General features: G+C 63.4%; 19 protein-coding genes. 8 read left to right on the forward strand and 11 right to left on the reverse strand.

Going from position 1 to position 20,394, the window contains the following annotated elements; translation table 11 throughout:
• Window positions 1–6: 6 nt before the first annotated feature.
• The 7 genes from IVB54_RS25780 to IVB54_RS25810 form a co-directional block, all read right to left on the reverse strand.
• A complete protein-coding gene (locus tag IVB54_RS25780; protein ID WP_018458590.1) occupies window positions 7–1,809 on the reverse strand; it encodes an adenine deaminase C-terminal domain-containing protein in 1,803 nt (600 codons plus the stop codon).
• An 85-nt stretch (window positions 1,810–1,894) separates the two neighbouring features.
• Complete coding sequence (locus tag IVB54_RS25785) at window positions 1,895–2,695, reverse strand: NYN domain-containing protein (RefSeq protein WP_018458589.1); 801 nt, start codon at window positions 2,693–2,695, stop codon at window positions 1,895–1,897.
• Window positions 2,696–2,747: 52 nt separating this feature from the next.
• Window positions 2,748–4,247 (reverse strand): tripartite tricarboxylate transporter permease, encoded by a 1,500-nt coding sequence (locus IVB54_RS25790; protein ID WP_018458588.1) that lies wholly within the window; start codon window positions 4,245–4,247, stop codon window positions 2,748–2,750.
• Window positions 4,247–4,732 carry a tripartite tricarboxylate transporter TctB family protein gene (locus IVB54_RS25795; RefSeq protein ID WP_018458587.1) on the reverse strand — a complete coding sequence of 162 codons (486 nt, stop codon included), beginning with the start codon at window positions 4,730–4,732 and terminating at the stop codon, window positions 4,247–4,249. Before IVB54_RS25795 ends, IVB54_RS25790 begins: the two co-directional genes overlap by 1 nt.
• On the reverse strand, window positions 4,729–5,697 hold the full coding sequence (locus IVB54_RS25800; protein WP_018458586.1) for a tripartite tricarboxylate transporter substrate binding protein: 969 nt from the start codon (window positions 5,695–5,697) through the stop codon (window positions 4,729–4,731). The genes IVB54_RS25795 and IVB54_RS25800 overlap by 4 nt, the downstream gene beginning before the upstream one ends.
• Window positions 5,698–5,800: 103 nt before the next feature.
• Window positions 5,801–6,643, reverse strand: a complete 843-nt coding sequence (locus tag IVB54_RS25805) for an IclR family transcriptional regulator (RefSeq protein WP_018458585.1) — start codon at window positions 6,641–6,643, stop codon at window positions 5,801–5,803.
• A 61-nt stretch (window positions 6,644–6,704) separates the two neighbouring features.
• Entirely contained in the window at window positions 6,705–8,834 is a 2,130-nt protein-coding gene (locus IVB54_RS25810) for an acetate--CoA ligase family protein (protein WP_018458584.1), read from the reverse strand.
• A gap of 348 nt (window positions 8,835–9,182) precedes the next feature.
• Here IVB54_RS25810 and IVB54_RS25815 point away from each other — a divergent pair, with 348 nt between their 5' ends.
• From IVB54_RS25815 to IVB54_RS25830, 4 genes are all read left to right on the forward strand, one after another.
• A complete protein-coding gene (locus IVB54_RS25815; protein WP_162496371.1) occupies window positions 9,183–9,875 on the forward strand; it encodes a GntR family transcriptional regulator in 693 nt (230 codons plus the stop codon).
• A gap of 78 nt (window positions 9,876–9,953) precedes the next feature.
• Entirely contained in the window at window positions 9,954–11,687 is a 1,734-nt protein-coding gene (gene oxc, locus IVB54_RS25820) for an oxalyl-CoA decarboxylase (RefSeq protein WP_007608367.1), read from the forward strand.
• Window positions 11,688–11,751: 64 nt separating this feature from the next.
• Complete coding sequence (frc, locus tag IVB54_RS25825) at window positions 11,752–13,029, forward strand: formyl-CoA transferase (protein WP_018458582.1); 1,278 nt, start codon at window positions 11,752–11,754, stop codon at window positions 13,027–13,029.
• A 373-nt stretch (window positions 13,030–13,402) separates the two neighbouring features.
• Window positions 13,403–13,585, forward strand: coding sequence for a hypothetical protein (locus IVB54_RS25830; RefSeq protein WP_007608360.1), 183 nt, complete (start codon window positions 13,403–13,405; stop codon window positions 13,583–13,585).
• Window positions 13,586–13,649: 64 nt separating this feature from the next.
• Here IVB54_RS25830 and IVB54_RS25835 read toward each other — a convergent pair whose 3' ends face one another.
• The 3 genes from IVB54_RS25835 to IVB54_RS25845 form a co-directional block, all read right to left on the reverse strand.
• Window positions 13,650–13,874: a hypothetical protein gene (locus IVB54_RS25835; RefSeq protein ID WP_026233616.1), complete on the reverse strand. Its 225-nt coding sequence runs from the start codon at window positions 13,872–13,874 to the stop codon at window positions 13,650–13,652.
• 54 nt (window positions 13,875–13,928) lie between these two features.
• Window positions 13,929–14,171 carry a hypothetical protein gene (locus IVB54_RS25840; RefSeq protein WP_026233615.1) on the reverse strand — a complete coding sequence of 81 codons (243 nt, stop codon included), beginning with the start codon at window positions 14,169–14,171 and terminating at the stop codon, window positions 13,929–13,931.
• A gap of 97 nt (window positions 14,172–14,268) precedes the next feature.
• Window positions 14,269–14,478 carry a cold-shock protein gene (locus tag IVB54_RS25845; protein WP_007593324.1) on the reverse strand — a complete coding sequence of 70 codons (210 nt, stop codon included), beginning with the start codon at window positions 14,476–14,478 and terminating at the stop codon, window positions 14,269–14,271.
• A gap of 398 nt (window positions 14,479–14,876) precedes the next feature.
• Here IVB54_RS25845 and IVB54_RS25850 point away from each other — a divergent pair, with 398 nt between their 5' ends.
• The gene (locus IVB54_RS25850) at window positions 14,877–15,320 is read left to right on the forward strand and encodes an SRPBCC family protein (protein WP_026233614.1); all 444 of its coding nucleotides are present in this window, start codon (window positions 14,877–14,879) and stop codon (window positions 15,318–15,320) included.
• A 39-nt stretch (window positions 15,321–15,359) separates the two neighbouring features.
• Here the strand turns inward: IVB54_RS25850 and IVB54_RS25855 are convergent, their stop codons facing one another.
• Window positions 15,360–16,691, reverse strand: a complete 1,332-nt coding sequence (locus IVB54_RS25855; RefSeq protein ID WP_018458577.1) for an Hsp70 family protein — start codon at window positions 16,689–16,691, stop codon at window positions 15,360–15,362.
• A 278-nt stretch (window positions 16,692–16,969) separates the two neighbouring features.
• Between IVB54_RS25855 and IVB54_RS25860 the strand changes: the two genes are divergently transcribed.
• From IVB54_RS25860 to oxlT (IVB54_RS25870), 3 genes are all read left to right on the forward strand, one after another.
• Entirely contained in the window at window positions 16,970–17,107 is a 138-nt protein-coding gene (locus IVB54_RS25860) for a hypothetical protein (protein WP_018458576.1), read from the forward strand.
• 251 nt (window positions 17,108–17,358) lie between these two features.
• Window positions 17,359–18,645: an oxalate/formate MFS antiporter gene (gene oxlT / locus IVB54_RS25865; protein WP_026233613.1), complete on the forward strand. Its 1,287-nt coding sequence runs from the start codon at window positions 17,359–17,361 to the stop codon at window positions 18,643–18,645.
• Between the two features lie 255 nt (window positions 18,646–18,900).
• The gene (gene oxlT, locus IVB54_RS25870) at window positions 18,901–20,223 is read left to right on the forward strand and encodes an oxalate/formate MFS antiporter (protein ID WP_018458574.1); all 1,323 of its coding nucleotides are present in this window, start codon (window positions 18,901–18,903) and stop codon (window positions 20,221–20,223) included.
• The last annotated feature ends 171 nt before the right edge of the window (window positions 20,224–20,394 follow it).

Below are 20,394 nucleotides of genomic sequence, written 5' to 3' on the forward strand. Positions count from 1 at the left end.
AAGCGATCACTCGAACAGCGGCGCCAGCTGCATCTGCGGCACCAGCACGAGGCCCTTGTCGGTGATACGAATTTCCGGAATGACCGATAGCGGAATCAGATTGAAACCCATGTAGGGGATGGTGCAGCCGGCCTCCGCCCATTCCTTCTTCAGCGCCTTGACTTCTTCCGCCACCTCCGTGACGCGCTTGTCGGACAAGAGCCCAGCGATCGGCAGCGGCACTAGCGCCCTCACCTTGCCCTCGGCGACGAGGCAGACGGCGCCCTGTTGCTCCTTGATGGCGGCGACCGCGACCTGCATATCGGCCTCGTTGGTGCCGGCAACGATGATGTTGTGGCTGTCGTGCCCGACGCTGGAGGCGACCGCGCCGCGCTTCAGTCCAAAGTCCTTCAACAGGCCGTAGGCGACATTGCCGGCCGACTTGCCGTGGCGTTCGACCACCGTGACGAAGCATAGGCCGTAGCGGGCGAACAGTGAGGGCCAGTCCTTTGCGGGCTCGATCGCGATCTTCTCATGGATCAGCGTGATGCCGGGCAACGCGGTCTTGATCGCGTTGACAGTGCAGGCCTTCGCCGGCAGCTCCGGCGTCAGCTTGACCTTCTCGGGCAGCTTCACCGTCGCATAGGCCGCCTGCGGATATTGATAGCGCTGCGACAGCGCCTGCTCGAGCTTCGGCGTGATCTTTCGGTTTTCGACCACGAGTTCGCCGCCATACCAGGTGCATTGCGGCTTCAGATTGTCGTCCATCAGCACCAGATCGGCGCGGCGCCCGCCGCCGAGCCCGCCGATATCGCTGTCCATGTTGAAGCGCGTCGCGCCATGCAGCGAGCCCATCGACCAGGCCTGCTCCGGCGACATCCCTGCTTTCACGGCTTCGCGCACCACCCAGTCGAGACCGAACAGCAGGAGATCGTCGGCGTCGCGATCGTCGGTGCACACGGCCGTGCGCTTGTGCGAGGCGCCGAGCTCGGTGATGGTCCGGATCGCCTGCGGCAGCGAGTGCCAGGGCGTGGTCGGCGGTCCCCCGCGCAGGAACACCCAGACCCCGGCATCGAGCAGATCGTCGGCGATGTCGCGGTCGATCGCCTCATGGGTGTCGGTGATGCCGCTCGCCGCATAGGCCGCAACGAAGTCGCGGCCATAGATATGGCCGGACACCGGCCGGCCGCGCTTCAGGGCGGCAGCGAGGATGGCGTGGCTTCGCTCATCGCCCATGGTGACAGGCACGAAATCCATCTTCTCGCCGAGCCCGACGGCTTCCGGCCAACGGTCGAACAGGCCGGCGATCTTGTCGGGCGTCAGATCGCCGCCCGCAGTCTCCAGTGCGGCCGAAGTCGCAGGAACCGTCGAGGGCACCGTCAGGAAGATCGAGAGCGGAGCCTCGCGTGCGTCCTCCAGCATCGCCTCGACGCCGACGACGTCCATGACGTTGCCGATCTCGTGGCTGTCGCAGAAGATTGTGGTGGTGCCGTTGAGCAGGGCGGCCTCGGCATAGGCGCAGGCCGTCACCATCGAGGATTCGATGTGGATGTGCGGGTCGACCAGCCCCGGCGCGATGATGCCGCCCGCCGCGTCGTAAACCGGCACGTCGCCGAAGACATTCTTCGCAGCGCCGGCCGGCTTCATCGCAGCAATGCGGCCGCCGGTGATCCAGATTTCGCGGTTCGCAAGGATGCGCTCCGAATAGGTCGAGAGCACCCGCGCGCCGGTGACGACGAGATCCGGCGCGACACGCGCCGAGGCCACATCGGCGAGACGCCGGGTCATCGAATGCAGCGGTGCGACGGCGAAGCGGGTAAGTCTGGTCATCAGAACCCTCGCGTGGCGTTATGGCCCTGCGATGGTTACGCCCTGCGCCCGACCGGGCAAGCGCAAATATAACGGCAGGCTCTGCTTACGCTTTAGGCGGAGAAGCGCCTGCCGCCGCTGGCCTCGCAGGTCTGCGCGAGTTCCGTCGTCGCGGGGCCGGTGCGGCAGCGGGCTTGACCCGAATCCGCATCGACCTCCCGTTCTGCTCGTCAATCTCGAACGCATTCGTCTTGCGCACGAGGTCACTCAGCTTGCGGAAGCCGAACGTTCGCGGATCGAAATCGGACGCGAGATTGGCGAGCTGGCGGCCAACTTCCCCGAGCGTCACCCAGCCGTCCTCGCTTTCCATCTGGGTGATGACCTTCTTGATGATGGGGGTTGCGGCATCGAGCGGCTGAAGCGACGTCGATCTCGAGGCGGCGTCCTGGGTGTTCGCTGGGGCGGCAAGCAAGTTCTCCGTGTAGACGAACCTTCGACAGGCCTGCCGGAAGCTCTCCGGCGTCTTCTGTTCGCCGAACCCAAAGACGTCGATGCCCTGCTCCCGGATGCGGGCGGCCAGACGGGTGAAATCGCTGTCCGACGACACCAGGCAAAAGCCATCGAACCGGCCGCTGTGAAGCAGGTCCATTGCGTCGATGACCAGCGTGATGTCGGAGGCATTCTTCCCCGTCGTATAGGCGAACTGCTGCTGCGGGATGATGGCGTGTTTGGACAGGATGTCGGCCCAGCCCCTCGACCTGGCATTGGAGAAGTCGCCGTAGATGCGGCGAACGCTGGCCTCGCCGATCTTGGCAATCTCGTCGAACAGCCCATCGGCGATTTTTGCCGAAGCATTGTCTGCATCGATCAGGACAGCGAGACGGGGCGAACGGAGCTCTGACGGCATGACTTTTCCCACGAGATGAACGTAACATTAGAAGACGCTCGCGGCGGAATGGCTAGTCCTCGTTCGCCTTGAAGCGTCCCATCCCTTTCAGCACGAAGGGTGCCAGCAGCGCGATGAACGCCAGCGCAAGCAGCGTCGCCGAGATCGGGCTCTGGAGCAACGTCATGGGATCGCCGAGACTGATCGCGAGCGCGCGACGCAGCTGGCTCTCGGCGATCGGGCCGAGGATCAGGCCGACCACGACGGGCGCGATCGGAAAATCGAACCGCCGCATCAGAAAGCCGAGCACGCCGAAGCCGGCCAGCATCGACAGTTCGACCACCGACGGCTTTGCGGCGATGGTGCCCATGGTCGCGAACACGAGGATGCCGGCATAGAGCCACGGCTGCGGGATCGCCAGCAGCCGCACCCACAGGCCAACCAGCGGCAGATTGAGCACCAGCAGCATGCAATTGGCGATGAACAGGCTCGCGATCAGGCCCCACACGAGGTCGGGCCGCTCGGCGAACAGCAGCGGCCCCGGGTTGAGGCCGTATTGCTGGAAGCCCGCCAGCATCATCGCGGCCGTCGCCGAGGTCGGCAATCCCAGCGTCAAGAGCGGCACCAGCGTGCCGGCAGCCGAAGCGTTGTTGGCGGCCTCCGGTCCTGCGACACCTTCGATCGCGCCCTTGCCGAATTCTTCGGGGTATTTGGTCAGTCGCTTCTCGCAGGAATAGGACAGGAAAGTCGGGATCTCCGCGCCGCCGGCAGGCAGCGCACCGATTGGGAAGCCGAACATGGTGCCGCGCAACCACGGCTTCCACGATCGCTTCCAGTCTTCCTTGGTCATCCACAGCGAGCCGCGCACCGGCTCGAGCTTCTCTTCGGTGTGGTGGCGGCGCGATGCGACGTAGAGCGCCTCGCCCACCGCGAACAGGCCGACCGCGAGCGTCGTCACCTCGACGCCGTCGAGCAGCTCGGGCACCCCGAACGCAAGCCGCGCCTGACCGGTCAGCTTGTCTATACCGACGAGACCTAATGTCAGACCAATAAATAGGCTGGTCAGGCCGCGGATCGGAGAATCGCCGAAGGTCGCCGACACCGTGACGAAGGCGACGCACATCAGCGCGAAATAATCCTCCGGACCAAAGCGCACGGCGAAATCGACCAACCACGGCGCGAGAAAGGCAAGCCCGATGGTGGCAATGGTGCCCGCGACGAAGGAGCCGATCGCGGAGGTCGCGAGCGCCGGTCCGCCGCGGCCGGCCTTGGCCATCTTGTTGCCTTCGAGCGCCGTCGCCATCGAGGCGCTCTCGCCGGGCGTGTTGATCAAGATGGCCGTAGTCGATCCGCCATACATGCCGCCGTAATAGATGCCGGCAAACATGATCAGCGAACCGCCGGGATCGAGCTTGTACGTCACCGGCAGCAGCAGCGCGACCGTCAACGCCGGGCCGATGCCGGGCAGCACGCCCACGGCCGTGCCAAGGAACACGCCGATCAGGGCGTAGAGGAGATTCATCGGCTGGACGGCGACCGCCATGCCGTGGGCCAGCGCCGCGAAAGTTTCCATCACAGCAGTCGCTCCAGGGGGCCGGCCGGAAGGCTCAACGTCAACAGGCGGTCGAACGCGAGGTAAATGAGGGTCGACATCACGAGGGCGATGGCGGAATCGACGAGGACAGCCCGGCGCCCAAATGCCGCCGAGGTCGTGACGAACAGCGCCGACGTCGCCAGGATGAACCCGCCGCCGAAGCCGATGATGCCGATCAGCAGCGCAAGGCCGGCGAGGATGAAGACCACAGGCACGGGATCGGCGCTTTCGCGCTCTGGCAGATTGCCGCGCAGCGCGTCAACGAGATTGCCGATCGCGAGCAGCGCGAGGCCGGAGGCGATCACGACCGGCATGGCTTCCGGCCCCATCCCGTACATCGCGGTCGATTGCAGGCCGTGCGCATCCCAGACCAGCACCGCGGCAAGACCTGCGAGCAGCGCGGCGATGACGACGCCGGCGCGATCGATGCGCCGCGGTGGCTGGACGGGATCGCCTGTGGTCATGACTTGACCAGGCCGACTGATCTCAGCACGTCCGTCACACGCACCGTTTCTTTCTTCAGGAAATCGGCGAAGGCGTCACCGCCGAGATAGGCATCCTCCCAGCCCTTCTGCTTGAGGATGTCTTTCCAGGCGTCCGACTTCACCATCTTCTCGACCGCGTCGCTGAGCGTCTTGCGCTGCTCCGGCGTGATTCCGGGAGGCGCGACCACCGAGCGCCAGTTGGCGATCACGAGGTCGATGCCCTGCTCCTTGAAGGTCGGGATGTCGCTGCCTGGAATGCGCTTCTCCGAGGTCACGCCGATCGCGCGCAGCTTGCCCGACTTGATCTGCCCATCATATTCGCTGAGGCCGGAAATGCCGGCAGTGACCTTCGCGCCGAGAATGGCGGCGAGCGACTCGCCGCCGCCCGAGAACGGGATGTAGTTGATCTTCTTCGCGTCGGCGCCGACGGCACCAGCGAACAATGCCGCCATCACGTGATCGACGCCGCCGGCCGAGCCGCCGGCGAAGGTCACCTTGGCGATGTCGGCCTTCACCGCGGCGGCCAGATCCTGCGCGGTCTTGATCGGCGAATTGGCCGGCACCACGATCACCTGGATTTCCTCGGTGAGGCGCGCGATCGGCGTCACCTGCTCGAGCGTGACGGGTGATTTGTTCATGGCGAGCGCGCCCACCATGACGAAGCCGTTGACCATCAGCTGGTTGCCGTCGCCCTTGGCGCCGTTGACGAACTGCGCGATGCCGACACTGCCGCCTGCGCCGGGAACGTTGGTGACCTGCACGCTGCGTGCGACGCCGGCAGCGACCAGCGCCTGCTGCATCGAGCGCGCGGTCTGGTCCCAACCACCGCCCGGCGCCGCAGGTGCCATCAGCTTGAGCTCGAGCTGCTGGGCAAAGGCCGGCGTGGCTGCCGCAAGGGTCAGCGCGACGGCTGCGCCGACGAGGCGCGCGGGAAGTTGAAACATGGGACGTCTCCGGGCTCATGCGGACGTTTGCCGCATCGTGTCGTTTGGTCGCATATCAGCCAAAACGGCCGACACTGTCCAGTGACATACCCCCGGTTTCCGATTAGCGGGGCGTCGGAATTGCCCCGCCGAGCGCTGCCGTCAGTTCGGCGGCAACATCACGGACGATTTGCCCGATTTCCGGTAACCGCTGATCGGTCAGCCGGCTGGTCATGCCGGACACCGAAATCGCAGCAAGCGGCTCGGCGCAGGCGTTGTAGACCACCGCTGCAACGCAGCGCAGGCCCATGCAGGCCTCTTCATCATCCAGCGCGTAGCCTTGCTTGCGGATCTTTTCGAGCTCCTTGAACAGGTCGCTCGGCCGCACGATCGACTTCTCGGTCAGGCGTGGCATGCCGTGATGGCGGATGACGGCGCCGACGTCCTCGTCGGAATAGGTCGCGAGCACCGCCTTGCCGACGCCGGAGGTCACCATCGGAACGCGGCCGCCGACTTGGGTCAGCGAGCGCATGATCTCGCGGCTCTCCATCCGGGTCAGCACGATGATGAACTCGTCGTCGACCACGGCGAGATTGGCGGTCTCGCGGGTAAGATCACGCAGCTTGCGCAAGTAAGGAATGGCCTGGGCACTGAAATTGCGCCGCCGCGCAAAGCTCGCGCCCACCGTGAAGCTGCGCACGCCGACATGCCATTTGGATTCGGCGCGGTCGAACTGCACGAAGCGGCGGCTTTCCAGCGTCGCCAGCAGGCGATGCACGGTCGAGGCCGAGAGCCCGGTGCGGACGGCGAGATCGCTGAGGCGATAGCCTTCGTCGTCTTCGGACAATGTCTCGAGGATCGACAGCGCGCGATCGACGGACTGCACGCCGCCGTCGCGCGCGTCGTGATCGGCCGCCGATGGCGATCGGGGCTCGATCGATTTGCGCCGGATCACGTTCCTGCCCATCGCGACCTGACTGTTCTCACCTCTCCCCGCGCGCGGGGAGAGGTGAAGCGGCATCGTCGGCTCAGAGCAGCCCTGCTCCGCGCGCCCATTTGTACTTGGCACCGAGGACCTCGACCGGCAGTTCGGTCGAGTAGGCATAGGCCGGAATGCCGTTCTGGTAGAGATATTCGGCGGCTTCCTCAACCTCGACGTCGCCGGCGAGCGAGGCGACGATCGGCTTCACGAAGCCCTTGGCCTCCATCTCCTTCTTCACCTCGACCATGTTGCGGGCGAACACCATCGGCGGCGTGACGATGGTGTGCCAGTAGCCGAGGATCAGCGAGTGGATGCGCTCGTCCGTCAGGCCGAGTTTTACGGTGTTGACGTAGGTGATCGGCGGCTCACCGCCGGTGATGTCCACGGGATTTCCGGCCGCGCCAAACGGCGGGATGAACTTGCGGAAGGCCGCATCCAGATCCGGCGGCATCGACATCAGCGACAAGCCGTTGTCGACGCAGGAGTCCGACAACAGCACGCCCGAACCGCCTGCACCGGTAATGATCAGCACGTTCTCGCCCTTCGGCGTCGGCAGCACCGGCACGCCGCGCGCGAATTCGAGCAGCTGCCGCAAGCTACGGGCGCGGATCACGCCGGACTGGGCCAGGACATCCTCGTAGATCTTGTCGTTGCCGGCGAGCGCGCCGGTGTGCGACGAGGCCGCCTTGGCACCGGCGGAGGTGCGGCCGGCCTTGAGCACGATGACCGGTTTTTTCTTGGAGACGCGTTTTGCGGCTTCCGCAAAGGCGCGGCCGTCCTTGAGGTCTTCGCAGTGCTGCGCGATCAGGTTCGTGTTCGGATCCTGCTCGAAGAAGGCGAGCAGATCGTCCTCGTCGATGTCGGACTTGTTGCCGAGGCCGACGATCGCCGACACGCCCATCTTGGCCGAACGGGAGAAGCCGATGATGGCCATGCCGATGCCGCCCGATTGCGAAGACAGTGCCGCGTGGCCCTTGACATCATAGGCGGTGCAGAAGGTCGCGCAGAGGTTGGCAGGCGTATAATAGAAGCCGTAGATGTTCGGTCCCATCAGGCGGATGTCGTACTTCTTGCCGACTTCGACGATCTCGGCCTGGAGCTCCGGCGCGCCGGCTTCCGCGAAGCCCGACGGAATCAGAACCGCGCCGGGAATTTTCTTCTCGCCGCATTCGGTGAGCGCCGCGGCCACGAACTTCGCGGGAATTGCGAACACCGCGGTGTCGATCACGCCGGGCACGTCCTTGACGCTCTTATACGCCTTGTAGCCGAGGATCTCGGCGGCCTTGGGATGAATCGGGTAGATGTCGCCCTTGTAGCCGCCGTTGATGAGGTTCTTCATCACGGAATTGCCGATCTTGCCGTCTTCGGCTGAAGCGCCGACCACTGCAACCGCCTTCGGCTGCATGATGCGGCTCATGGCCGCGACGATCTCTTCGGTCGGGCGCGGCTTCGGCTTGGGCACGTAAGCGAAGTCGACGACGATGCGGACGTCGGCCGCGATGGCGTCCTTGGCCGTCGCGAACACCGGGTTGAGATCGAGCTCGACGATCTCGGGGAAATCCGTGACGAGCTGCGAGACCTTGACGATGACATCCGCAAGCGCGGTGCGGTTCACCGGCTCGCCACCGCGAACGCCCTTCAAAATCTCATGCGCCTGGATGCCGTCGAGCATCGACAGCGCATCTTGCTTGGTCGCGGGCGCGAGGCGGAAGGTTATGTCCTTCAGAACTTCGACCAGCACGCCGCCGAGGCCGAAGGCAACCAGCTTGCCGAACGAGGCGTCGGTGATCGACCCCACGATCACTTCGGTGCCGCCGGCCAGCATCTGCTGCACCTGGACACCCTCGATCTTGGCATCGGACTTGTACTTCCTGGCGTTGGAGAGAATCGTCTCGTAGGCCTTCTCGGCGTCTTCGGCCGTCTTGAGGCCGACGATGACACCGCCGGCTTCGGTCTTGTGGAGAATGTCCGGCGAGACGATCTTCATCACCACCGGAAACCCCATCGAGGCGGCCATTTTGCCGGCCTCGCCGGCCGACTTCGCCACACCCTCCTTCGGCACCGCAATGCCGTAGGCGTCGCAGACCAGCTTGCCTTCCGGCGCGGTCAGGCTGGTGCGCTTGTCCGCCTTGACCTGGTCAAGCACCTTGCGGACGGCATCTTTGGAATTGGACATGTGGCTCTCCCTTGACCTTGGTTCTTGCGTTCTCAAAGCGCGCGCGCGTTGCGGCTGCCCGTGATGCTTTCCATTCGCCGCGCTCTGTTCCATGTCGCGGAACGGAGTGGCATAAAGCCGAGATTACTCCGCCGGCTTGGATCAAAAATGGCTGGCGATGGCATTTGGTATGCCAGAAGCCAACTTGTCAAGCTGCAGCGCACCTTAGAACGCTGCAAAAAATAGGCAGCTTGACATTCTGGTATTTGGTATGCCAAAAACTTTCCCGTTAATAATCCTGTAAAAGACGACTCCCACTGGAGGAGATTCGTCGTGTCACTGCGGAAACCAACCAAGGCGTTGCCGAACATGGCCGAGGCAGATATCGCAATCGTTCGTATTGCCCCGGAGTCGAGCTTCAAGAACAAGGCGTATGACGCCTTGAAGGAAGCCATCCTCAAGATGGACATCTACTCGACGCCCGAACCCGTCATGCTCGACGAGCGCGCGTTGTCCGAGCGCCTCGGCGTGAGCCGCACGCCGATCCGCGAAGCCATCGCGATGCTAGAGCAAGACGGTTTCGTGAAGACGGTTCCTCGCCGCGGCATCATGGTGGTCCGAAGGACCAAGAGCGAGATCGTCGACATGATCCGCGCCTGGGCGGCGCTGGAGAGCATGGCGGCTCGCCTCATCACCGCCACAGCGCGCAAGAAAGACATCACGGCGCTGCGCGACTACTTCAAGGAATTTGGCAAGGATCGCCTGCCCGAGGATCACGTCGAGGAATATTCGCGCGCCAACATCGCCTTCCACCAGGCGCTGATCTCGCTGTCGGAATCACCGGTGCTGGTCGATCTCACCAACGACTTGCTGCTGCATGTGCGTGGCTATCGGCAATTGACCATCGGACGCAAGGACCGCACCGCGACGTCGCTTCCCGAGCATCTCGGCATGATCGAAGCCCTGGAGGCGCGCGATACCGAGCTCGCCGAGAAGCGCGCCCGCGATCACACCCTTGGCCTTGCCGCTTACGTCGAAGCGCATGGTCAGGAACTCTTCTAGCCGGCAACGTTCACCAAAGGGCGAGGCATCGCCCCCAAAAGCCTGAAACGGCATCTTGAGACCAGGGAGACAAGGCCCATGCTGAATACCGCGACCAAGTCCGAAGCACCGGGCACCGAGCAGGAATTGACGGATGGTTTTCATCTCGTCATTGACGCGCTCAAGCTGAACGGCATCAACACCATCTATAATGTGCCGGGCATCCCGATCACGGATTTGGGCCGCATGGCGCAGGCGGCCGGTATTCGCATGATTTCGTTCCGCCACGAGCAGAACGCCGGTTATGCGGCGGGCATCGCCGGCTACCTCACCAAGAAGCCCGGCATCTGCCTCACCGTCTCCGCGCCCGGCTTCCTCAACGGTCTCACCGCGCTCGCCCACGCCACCACCAACTGCTACCCGATGATCCTGATCTCGGGCTCCTCCGAGCGCGAGATCGTCGACCTCCAGCAGGGCGACTATGAAGAGATGGACCAGCTCGCGATCGCCAAGCCGCTGTGCAAGGCAGCCTACCGTGTGCTGCACGCCCAGGACATCGGCATTGGTCTTGCCCGTGCCATCCGTGCCGCCGTCTCCGGCCGTCCGGGCGGCGTCTATCTCGACCTGCCGGCAAAGCTGTTCGGCCAGGTGATGAACGCCGATGCCGGCCAGAAGTCGCTGGTCAAGGTAATCGACGCGGCTCCCGCGCAGATCCCCTCGCCCGCTTCGATCAAGCGCGCGCTTGATGTTTTGAAGAGCGCAAAGCGCCCTCTCATCATCCTCGGCAAGGGCGCGGCCTACGCGCAGGCCGACGAGGAGATCAAAACCTTCGTCGAGAAGAGCGGTATCCCCTTCCTGCCGATGAGCATGGCCAAGGGTCTCCTCTCAGACACCCATCCGCAGTGCGCAGGCGCTGCCCGCTCGACGGTGCTGAAGGAATCCGACGTCGTCCTGCTGATCGGCGCCCGGCTGAACTGGCTGCTCTCGCACGGCAAGGGCAAGAACTGGGGCGAAGCGCCCAAGAAGTTCATCCAGGTCGACATCGAACCGCGCGAGATGGACTCCAACGTCGAGATCGTCGCGCCCGTCGTCGGCGACATCGGCTCGGTCGTCTCCGCCTTCAACCAGGCGATGGCTTCGGGCTGGACCGCCCCGCCTGCCGAATGGACCAAGGCGATTTCGACCAAGCGCGAAGAGAACGTCGCCAAGATGGCGCCGAAGCTCATGAACAACAAATCGCCGATGGACTATCACGGCGCGCTCGGCGTGCTGAAAAACGTCATCAAGGATCATCCCGAGGCGATCCTCGTCAACGAGGGCGCCAACACGCTCGACCTCGCCCGCGGCGTCATCGACATGTATCGCCCACGCAAGCGTCTCGACGTCGGCACCTGGGGCGTGATGGGCATTGGCATGGGCCAGGCGATCGCGGCTGCTCTCGAGACCGGCCATCCCGTGCTCGCGGTCGAAGGCGACTCGGCCTTCGGCTTCTCCGGCATGGAGGTCGAGACCATCTGCCGCTACAATTTGCCGATCTGCGTCGTCATCTTCAACAATGACGGCATCTATCGCGGCACCGACGTCAACGGCGCCAACGCCGATCCGGCGACGACGGTGTTCGTCAAGGGCGCCCGCTACGACAAGATGATGGAAGCCTTCGGCGGCGTCGGCGTCAATGCCACCTCACCGGACGAGCTCAAGCGCGCCGTCAACGAGGCCATGGCTTCGGGCAAGCCGACGCTCATCAACGCCGTGATCGATCCGGCCGCCGGTTCCGAGAGCGGCCGCATCGGCAACCTCAATCCGCAGAGCGTTCTGCAGAAGAAGAAGTAAGCATCCCCGTCAACCCACAAGGTCCCTGCGGGTGCAGGGGTAGATCAGAGTACGGAGCAACACGATGACAAAAGCGCTCGAGGGCGTTCGCATTCTCGACTTCACCCACGTCCAGTCCGGGCCGACCTGCACGCAGTTGCTCGCATGGTTCGGCGCCGACGTGATCAAGGTGGAGCGCCCGGGCGTGGGTGACATCACCCGCGGCCAGCTGCAGGACATCCCGAATGTGGACAGCCTGTATTTCACCATGCTCAACCACAACAAGCGCTCGATCACGCTCGACACCAAGAACCCCAAGGGCAAGGAAGTCCTCACCGAGCTCATCAAGAAGTGCGACGTGTTGGTCGAGAATTTCGGCCCCGGCGTGCTCGACCGCATGGGCTTCCCCTGGGAGAAGATCCAGGCGATCAACCCGAAGATGATCGTCGCCTCTATTAAGGGCTTTGGTCCCGGACCATACGAGGACTGCAAGGTTTATGAGAACGTCGCCCAGTGCACCGGCGGCGCCGCCTCCACCACCGGCTTCCGCGACGGCTTGCCCCTCGTGACCGGCGCGCAGATCGGCGACAGCGGCACCGGTCTGCATCTGGCGCTCGGCATCGTCACCGCACTCTATCAGCGCACCCATTCCGGCAAGGGCCAGCGCGTCACCGCCGCGATGCAGGACGGCGTGCTCAATCTCGCGCGCGTCAAGCTGCGCGACCAGCAGCGCCTCGCCCATGGTCCGCTCAAGGAATACAGCCAGTTCGGCGAAGGCATTCCGTTCGGCGATGCCGTGCCGCGTGCCGGCAACGATTCCGGCGGCGGCCAGCCCGGCCGCATCCTGAAGTGCAAGGGCTGGGAGACCGATCCCAACGCCTATATCTACTTCATCACCCAGGCCCCGGTCTGGGAGAAGATCTGCGACGTGATCGGTGAGCCCTCCTGGAAGACCGATCCGAACTACGCCAAGCCGGCCGTCCGCCTGCCGCGCCTGAATGAGATCTTCGGCCGCATCGAACAATGGACGATGACGAAGACGAAGTTCGAGGCGATGGAAATCCTCAACAAGGACGACATTCCCTGCGGCCCGATCCTGTCGATGAAGGAGATCGCCGAGGACCAGTCGCTGCGCGCGACCGGCACCGTGGTCGAGGTCGACCACCCCACCCGCGGCAAGTACATCTCCGTCGGCAACCCGATCAAGCTGTCGGACTCCCCGAGCGAGGTGGAGCGATCCCCGCTGCTCGGCGAGCACACCGACGAGATCCTGCGCACCGTGCTGGGCTTCTCGGACCATCAGGTCGCCGATATCCACAAGTCCGGCGCGCTCGATCCGCCGCAGAAGCAGGCCGCCGAATAAGCGGGCTTATCTCACGACGCGAAAGGCCGCCGGCTTCGGCGGCCTTTTTGTTGGCGCGCAAAGGCTGCATCGCACGATCGGCGCGCTTGCCGCGCCGCCAAGGCTGGATTAAAGATTGGTTCGCGAGGAACAGATGCGGTGGCCGGCCGTTGCTCCCTCGACCGGTGTGCTCCCGGAAATGCGAGCATGCCGGAAATGCCAGCATGCCATCTCCACGGCGAGTGCAGTACGCCTCGCAAAGACCCTGCCCCACGCTGAAGAACTGGTCGCCTTCGCTTCCGAGGATGGCAAGTCGGCCTTTCAGTTCGGGCACGGGTGGCGTCGCGTCCGGCACTCGCCAGGACCACGCTCGTTGATCAAATTGAGGGCTTAAATGTCGAAAGATCAATCCTCTGATCGCGCCAAGCGTGAAGCCAACAAGGCGTTCAAGCCTGCGACAACGCAGAAGCCGATCAATGACTATGCGAAGGACCAGAACTCCTTCAACGAGAATCGCGAACGGCTGAAAGCGGAGCGATTGGCCCGGGAGGCGAAGCCGGGAAGCGGCTCCGAATAGGCACGACGATCCCAGACTCCGACCGCGAATTCCGCTAAAGGCGGGGCGCCGAAATCCGCCTGGTCTACAGCATCGAGAGCACGACGATTCCGTCTTCGACTGCACCAGAAGCGAGCTGCGCCCGCGCCATGCGCTCGAACTCGGTCCGGTTCTTGCGAAGATAACTGAAAGCCTGCTTCTGCGTCAGGAACGTCGTCGCAAGACGGCACATCTGTCGTCCCGCGCCAAGCGCGAGAAAGAAGGTGATGGTGCCACCGCCATCCGACTTTATTCTAGGCACGACCCGCACTCTTTGGCATGTGATCGGCCCTCTCCAAATTGTCCTCGGCGCAATGGAAGCCAGTTATGGCGTCACCTTCTTCTTGCGCTTCGTCGGGACGGGCGGCGGCAGCGACGCCTGAAGGGCGGCGTCTGCCGCTTCCTTGGCCTGGCGCAGCTCTCGAAGCCGCGCCATGTTCTTGCGAACATCGACGGCTTGCTTTCCAACGTCCACCATCGCCCGCGCGCCTTCCTCAGCGGCCAAACGCTGACGGTTAGAACGCGCGATGCTTTCGGGTGACGGTTCGGCCGGTCTCTTGGCGCTCATTATTCACCCTGCTCTGCAACGGACAAAAACCCGCTCAATCCTGGGATCGAGCGGGTGGCATGGCCGTTTCAGTACATCCGTGAAACGGCACCAAGGCTTAGGCCAGCGAGAGATTCTCAGCGCTGACCTTGCCCCGCATCTTGTCGGTCTTGAGTTCGAAGTTGACCTTTTGGCCTTCAGCGAGACCTGCAAGACCAGCCCGCTCGACCGCGCTGATGTGAACGAACACATCGTTGCCGCCGTCGTTCGGCTGAATGAATCCAAAGCCCTTCTGGCCGTTAAACCACTTTACAGTACCTGTCGTCATTTTCTTCTCCAAAGCGCATACGCGCAGGTTCCGCGTGATCGTCACGCAGAACAAATTCTATTCGTCGATGTCTATGGAAAAGGAGCCCGCGGGCGCATTCAACAAGGCACAGCGGCTGAACGAACAGCCTCAACGTATACCTCATCCTCGCCATTTGCAAGGCTTGACGGAATTTAACGGCTCGGGAGCCCGGCGGTAGGTGCAGGACGCGCGCTATTCAGCGCTCATCTTTCGCCCCCCGGCGAGCTGCTCTCGAAGGCTGCCGAGCGCCCCATGCGTGGATCCATCAAAAAAAATCGAGACGCCGCGTCGGATCGGCAGCATCTCCTTCGTCATCTGGACATGAACGGGCAGTAGACGCCCACGTCGAGCCCGGCGATTCATGAGGAAGAATGATCATGCCCAGCACTGTCCGCCTGCACCGCGTTCTCACGACCAGCCCGGAGAAAGTCTATCGCGCCTTCCTGGAGGCGGATGCGTTGGCAAAATGGCTTCCGCCGAATGGCTTCACCTGCACCGTCCATCATTTCGAGCCGAAGGTCAGGGGCACGTTCAAGATGTCGTTCCGTAACTTCACGACGGGCAACAGCCACGCCTTCGGCGGCGAATATCTCGAGCTCGTCCCCGGCGAACGTCTCCGTTACACCGACAGGTTCGACGACCCCAATCTGCCGGGAGAGATCCAGGTCACCGTGATCCTGAAGAAAGTATCCGTAGGCACCGAGCTGGATATCACGCAGGCCGGCATCCCCGACGTCATCCCGCCGGAGGCTTGTTATCTCGGCTGGCAGGAATCGCTGCGCAATCTGGCGAAGCTCGTCGAGCCTGAGATCAAGCAATAGCGATCGGACGCGACTTAGGGGCGGCCGCGTGACCGTAGGCTACGCGCCCGCCCTCGACTGGAGCCCGCCGCTTGCGGTCCAGCGGTCCGGGTCCGGGCTGTGTCCGATCAAAGCAAGGCCGTACGCAATCGACTCGAACTGATCGCCCGACATCAGCCGTTCGTTGCCGAACCGCTCGGCGAACAGTTTTCGAACGGCCGGCACGAAAGACGTGCCGCCGGTCAAAAACACCTTCTCGACCTCGCGCGCGGTGATGCCGGCTTCGCCCAGCACCTTGTCGACGGTGGCCCCGAGCCTCGCGATGTCGTCGGCAATCCAGGCTTCGAAATTCTTCCGCGTGATAGTCGAGCCGATATCGACCCCGCCTCCTTTGAAGCGGAACTCCACCTGATCTTGGGCCGACAGCGCGACCTTGGCGTCGGACACCGCGCGGTACAGCGCAAAGCCGAGGTCGAGATCGACGATGGTGATGAAATCCTCGAGCAGAGCCGGCTTCACCGCGGTGCGCGCAAGCTCCCGGAGTTCGCGCAGGTCGCCGTTGCTCTTCATCATCGCGAGCTGATGCCAGCGCGCGAGATTAGTGTAGTGGCCGGTGGGGATCGGCAGCACCTTGTCGAACGAGCGGAAGCTCGAGCCCTTGCCCAGCCGCGGCGAGACGACGTGATCGACGATACGGTAGTCGAAGGTGTCGCCCGCAATCCCGATGCCGGCATGGCCGAGCGGCTCGGCGCGCAAGGCGCCGCCGGCACGCGAGAACCGCATCACCGAGAAATCGCTGGTGCCGCCACCGAAATCCGCGACCAGCACGGTCGCATCGCGCTCCAGCCGGCGGGCGAAGGAGAACGCCGCGCCCACGGGTTCGTAGACATAGCGGGCGTGGCCGGCGCCGAGGCGCTCGAACGCGGCCCGGTAGCGCTGCATCGCCAGCGCTTCGTCGGGATTGCCCCCGGCGAAGCGGACGGGGCGACCGACTGTAATGGTGGACGTCTCGAAGCCGAATTTATCGCCGCCATGCCGCGCCAGCGTCCGCAGGAACGCCGCCAAAATATCCTCGAACTTGTAGCGCTGCCGGAACACCTGGGTGGTGTTGAAGCTGGAGCTTGCGGCAAAGGTCTTGAACGACTGGAGGAAGCGGTAGACATGGCGTCCTTCCAGGAACTGCTCGATCGCCCACGGGCCGCCTTCAGCCTGGGCGCCGGCTCCCGGCCGGTCCTCCCAGAAGCACAGCGCTGACACGAAGACGCTGTGGCGCTGCTCACCATGGTCGAAGCGGATGGCCTCGACCCGGCGATCGTCCGCCGCAAGGGCCACGACCGTGTTGCTGGTCCCAAAATCGATGCCGATCGAGACGGCGGGCGAGGCGCTCGACATGAACCACTCTGACAGATGATTGGAGGGGGCAGACCACTAACGGCTTCATGTGCCGCTGCCAAGGCTCCGTTTTTGGATATCGACGGTCAAATGGTTCAGTTTCGGCCGGCTTTGGGCATATCCCGCTCAAATCGGCCCATTTAACTGATTATTATGCTGCAATGCGAAAAGCTAAATGCTGCTATGCAATGGCATGCATAGACATTGGCATCTGGTATACATAAATTCCCTTTCGAAATGAGACAGCACTACTGACCGTCTCGAGAAAGGGATTTCCGATGTCCAAGACCGCTTCCGTCGCTCTCGCGCCCTCCTCCACGCTGTTCGCCCGCCTGATGGCAACGATCGACCGCCTCCTGATGGCGAGCGCCGAGATCTCGAATCACAACGGCGACCTGCCGCGCTTTGGCCTGTAGGCCGGACAGCCGCCCGCGCCTGCGCGCGCAGCGGGAGACGGTTTTAGATCAGTCCGCATACTACTTTTGATGAATGGCCCCGGATCACGGGGCCATTTCTACTTGTGCTGTCCTGAGTCACAGCCGCAACCGGGCAAGGTCCTGCGGCATTTGCGCACGGTGACCGGACCAGCGCTTGAAGCTTGGCATAATGCATACAAGAATGCCGTTCCAGCGCTCGCAGAAAAATGAGAGGCGCCACGGGAGGCTTTATGACGGACATGGTGCAAGCAACCGCCCCGACAGCCGCGCGCGTTAGCGACACGTATCGCTGGACGCAATTGGCAGTTGGCGTCGCGGCGATGGTAATGATCGCCAATTATCAATACGGCTGGACGTTCTTCGTCCCCGACATCCAGAAGAAGTTCGGCTGGGATCGTGCGTCGATCCAATGGGCCTTTACGCTGTTCGTGCTGTTCGAGACCTGGCTCGTGCCGATCGAAGGATGGTTCGTCGACAAATACGGTCCGCGCATCGTGGTGCTGGTCGGCGGCGTGCTCTGTGCCGCCGGCTGGGCGATCAACGCGGAGGCGACCACGCTCAACGGCTACTATCTCGGCATGATCATCGCAGGCATCGGCGCCGGCGGCGTCTACGGCACCTGCGTCGGTAACGCGCTGAAGTGGTTTCCGGACAAGCGCGGTCTTGCCGCGGGCATCACGGCCGCTGGTTTCGGTGCGGGCTCCGCGCTGACCGTCGCGCCGATCCAGGCCATGATCAAGGACAGCGGTTTCCAGACCACCTTCCTTTATTTCGGCCTCGGACAAGGCATTATCATCTGCATCCTCGCCTTCTTCCTGCTCGCGCCGAAAGCAGGTCAGGTGCCGAACGCGGTCGTGAACGCCAATCTGCAGCAGACCCGGCGCAACTACCAGCCGACCGAGGTGCTGCGTCAGCCGATCTTCTGGCTGATGTACTTCATGTTCGTGATTGTCGGCGCTGGCGGCCTGATGGTGACGGCGAACCTGAAGCCGATCGCGGCGGACTGGAAGATCGACAACGTGCCGGTCACGCTGATGGCGGTGACGATGACCGCGGTGACCTTCGCGGCCACGATCGACCGCGTGCTCAACGGCCTGACGCGTCCGTTCTTCGGCTGGATCTCCGACATGATCGGCCGCGAGAACACGATGTTCATCGCCTTCGGCATGGAAGGTATCGGCATCTGGATGCTCTACCTCTGGGGCCACGATCCGCTCTGGTTCGTGCTGCTCTCGGGCTTCGTGTTCTTCGCTTGGGGTGAGATCTACTCGCTGTTCCCCTCGACCTGCACCGACACGTTCGGCGCCAAGTTCGCGACCACCAATGCCGGCCTGCTCTACACCGCGAAGGGTACGGCCGCGCTGCTGGTCCCGATCGGCAACTACATGCAGCAGTCGTCGGGCAGTTGGGACAACGTGTTTATCATCGCAGCCGGCGCCAACATCCTGGCCTCGGCGCTGGCGATCGCGGTGCTCAAGCCCTGGCGCAAGGTCGTGGTCGCGCAATCGACCGTCTGACGCGCTCCAAAAGCGCTTCTCGCGCAAAACGCCCGGCCTCGCGGCAGGGCGTTTTCGTTGTGCGCGACGTTTTCGTGAACCCGCCGTCCCTAAAGGAACTCCGCAAATTTTCAGGCGCGCGCCAAGATAGGGCTTGCAATCTGGAATATGGTATACCAAGGTCGCCACCGCGCTTGCGACGATAAGCCACAATATTGCGACATCAGGTCATCTTGCGACCGGTGTCGAACCAGACAGGCGCTTGGGAGGTTCTTGATGATTTCCAGCACCGATGGCGCTGTCACGGCCGCGCCTCTCCGCACAGGTTTCCGCTGGCTCCAGCTGGTCATGGGCATCGTCTGCATGGCGATGATCGCCAACCTGCAATATGGCTGGACCCTGTTCGTCGATCCGATCGATCACGCGCACCATTGGGGACGCGCCGCGATCCAGCTCGCCTTCACCATCTTCGTCGTCACCGAAACCTGGCTGGTGCCGATCGAGGCCTGGTTCGTCGACAAATACGGCCCGCGCATCGTCATCATGTTCGGCGGCGTCATGATCGCGCTGTCGTGGATTCTCAACTCCTATGCCGATAGCCTCACCTTGCTCTACGCGGCCGCGATCATCGGCGGCATGGGCGCGGGCGCCGTGTACGGCACCTGCGTCGGCAACGCGCTGAAATGGTTTCCCGATCGCCGGGGCCTTGCCGCCGGTGCGACTGCCGCCGGCTTCGGCGCAGGCGCTGCACTCACCGTCGTGCCGATCGCAGCCATGATCGCAACGAGCGGCTATCAGCACGCGTTCCTCACCTTCGGCATCGGCCAGGGCGTGATCGTCTTCGTGCTCGCCTTCTTCATTCAGCCGCCGCGGATCTCGATCCCGCCGAAGAAGAAGCAGCTCAATCTGCCGCAGACCAAGATCGACTTCACCCCGCCCCAGGTGCTGCGCACCCCTATTTTCTGGGTCATGTATCTCGTGTTCGTCATGGTCGCCTCCGGCGGCCTGATGACCGCGGCGCAGATCGCCCCGATCGCACACGACTTCAAGATCGCCGACACGCCGGTCACGCTCGCCGGATTCCAGATGGCGGCATTGACGTTCGCGATCTCGCTCGACCGCATCTTCGACGGTTTCGGACGGCCGTTCTTCGGCTTCGTCTCCGACACGATCGGCCGCGAGCACACCATGTTCATCGCCTTCGGCACCGCCGCGCTGATGCTGCTGACGCTGTCGGCCTATGGCCACGTCCCTGTCGTCTTCGTGCTCGCCACCGCGGTCTATTTCGGCGTGTTCGGCGAGATCTACTCGCTGTTCCCAGCGACCTGCGGCGACACCTTCGGCTCGAAGTTCGCAACCACCAACAACGGCATGCTCTACACGGCGAAGGGGACCGCGTCCCTGCTCGTTCCGCTCGCCAGCGTGATCTCGGCCACGTATGGCTGGAAGGCCGTGTTCGTGGTCGCAGTCGCGCTGAACGCGACGGCGGCCCTGACGGCGCTGTTCGTGATCAAGCCGATGCGCCGCTCCTTCATCCTCGGCAAGGAAGCCGAGAGCGCCAACGCCGCGACGGGGAACGCCAAGACCGAGACGGCATAACGAACACTCCTTGCACGGTGAGACAGGGGGCGCAGCGATGCGCCTCTTTCTTTTTGGCTCACGGCAAACGTCAGCATTGTTGCCTCAAGATTTTTCGGAACAGCCAAATCGAGTGCTTGACGATTGGCATTATGTATACCACACTTGCCGCATCATTCACCCAGGGAGGTT

This window comes from Bradyrhizobium sp. CW1 (genome assembly GCF_023100665.1).
Classification (GTDB): domain Bacteria; phylum Pseudomonadota; class Alphaproteobacteria; order Rhizobiales; family Xanthobacteraceae; genus Bradyrhizobium; species Bradyrhizobium canariense_D.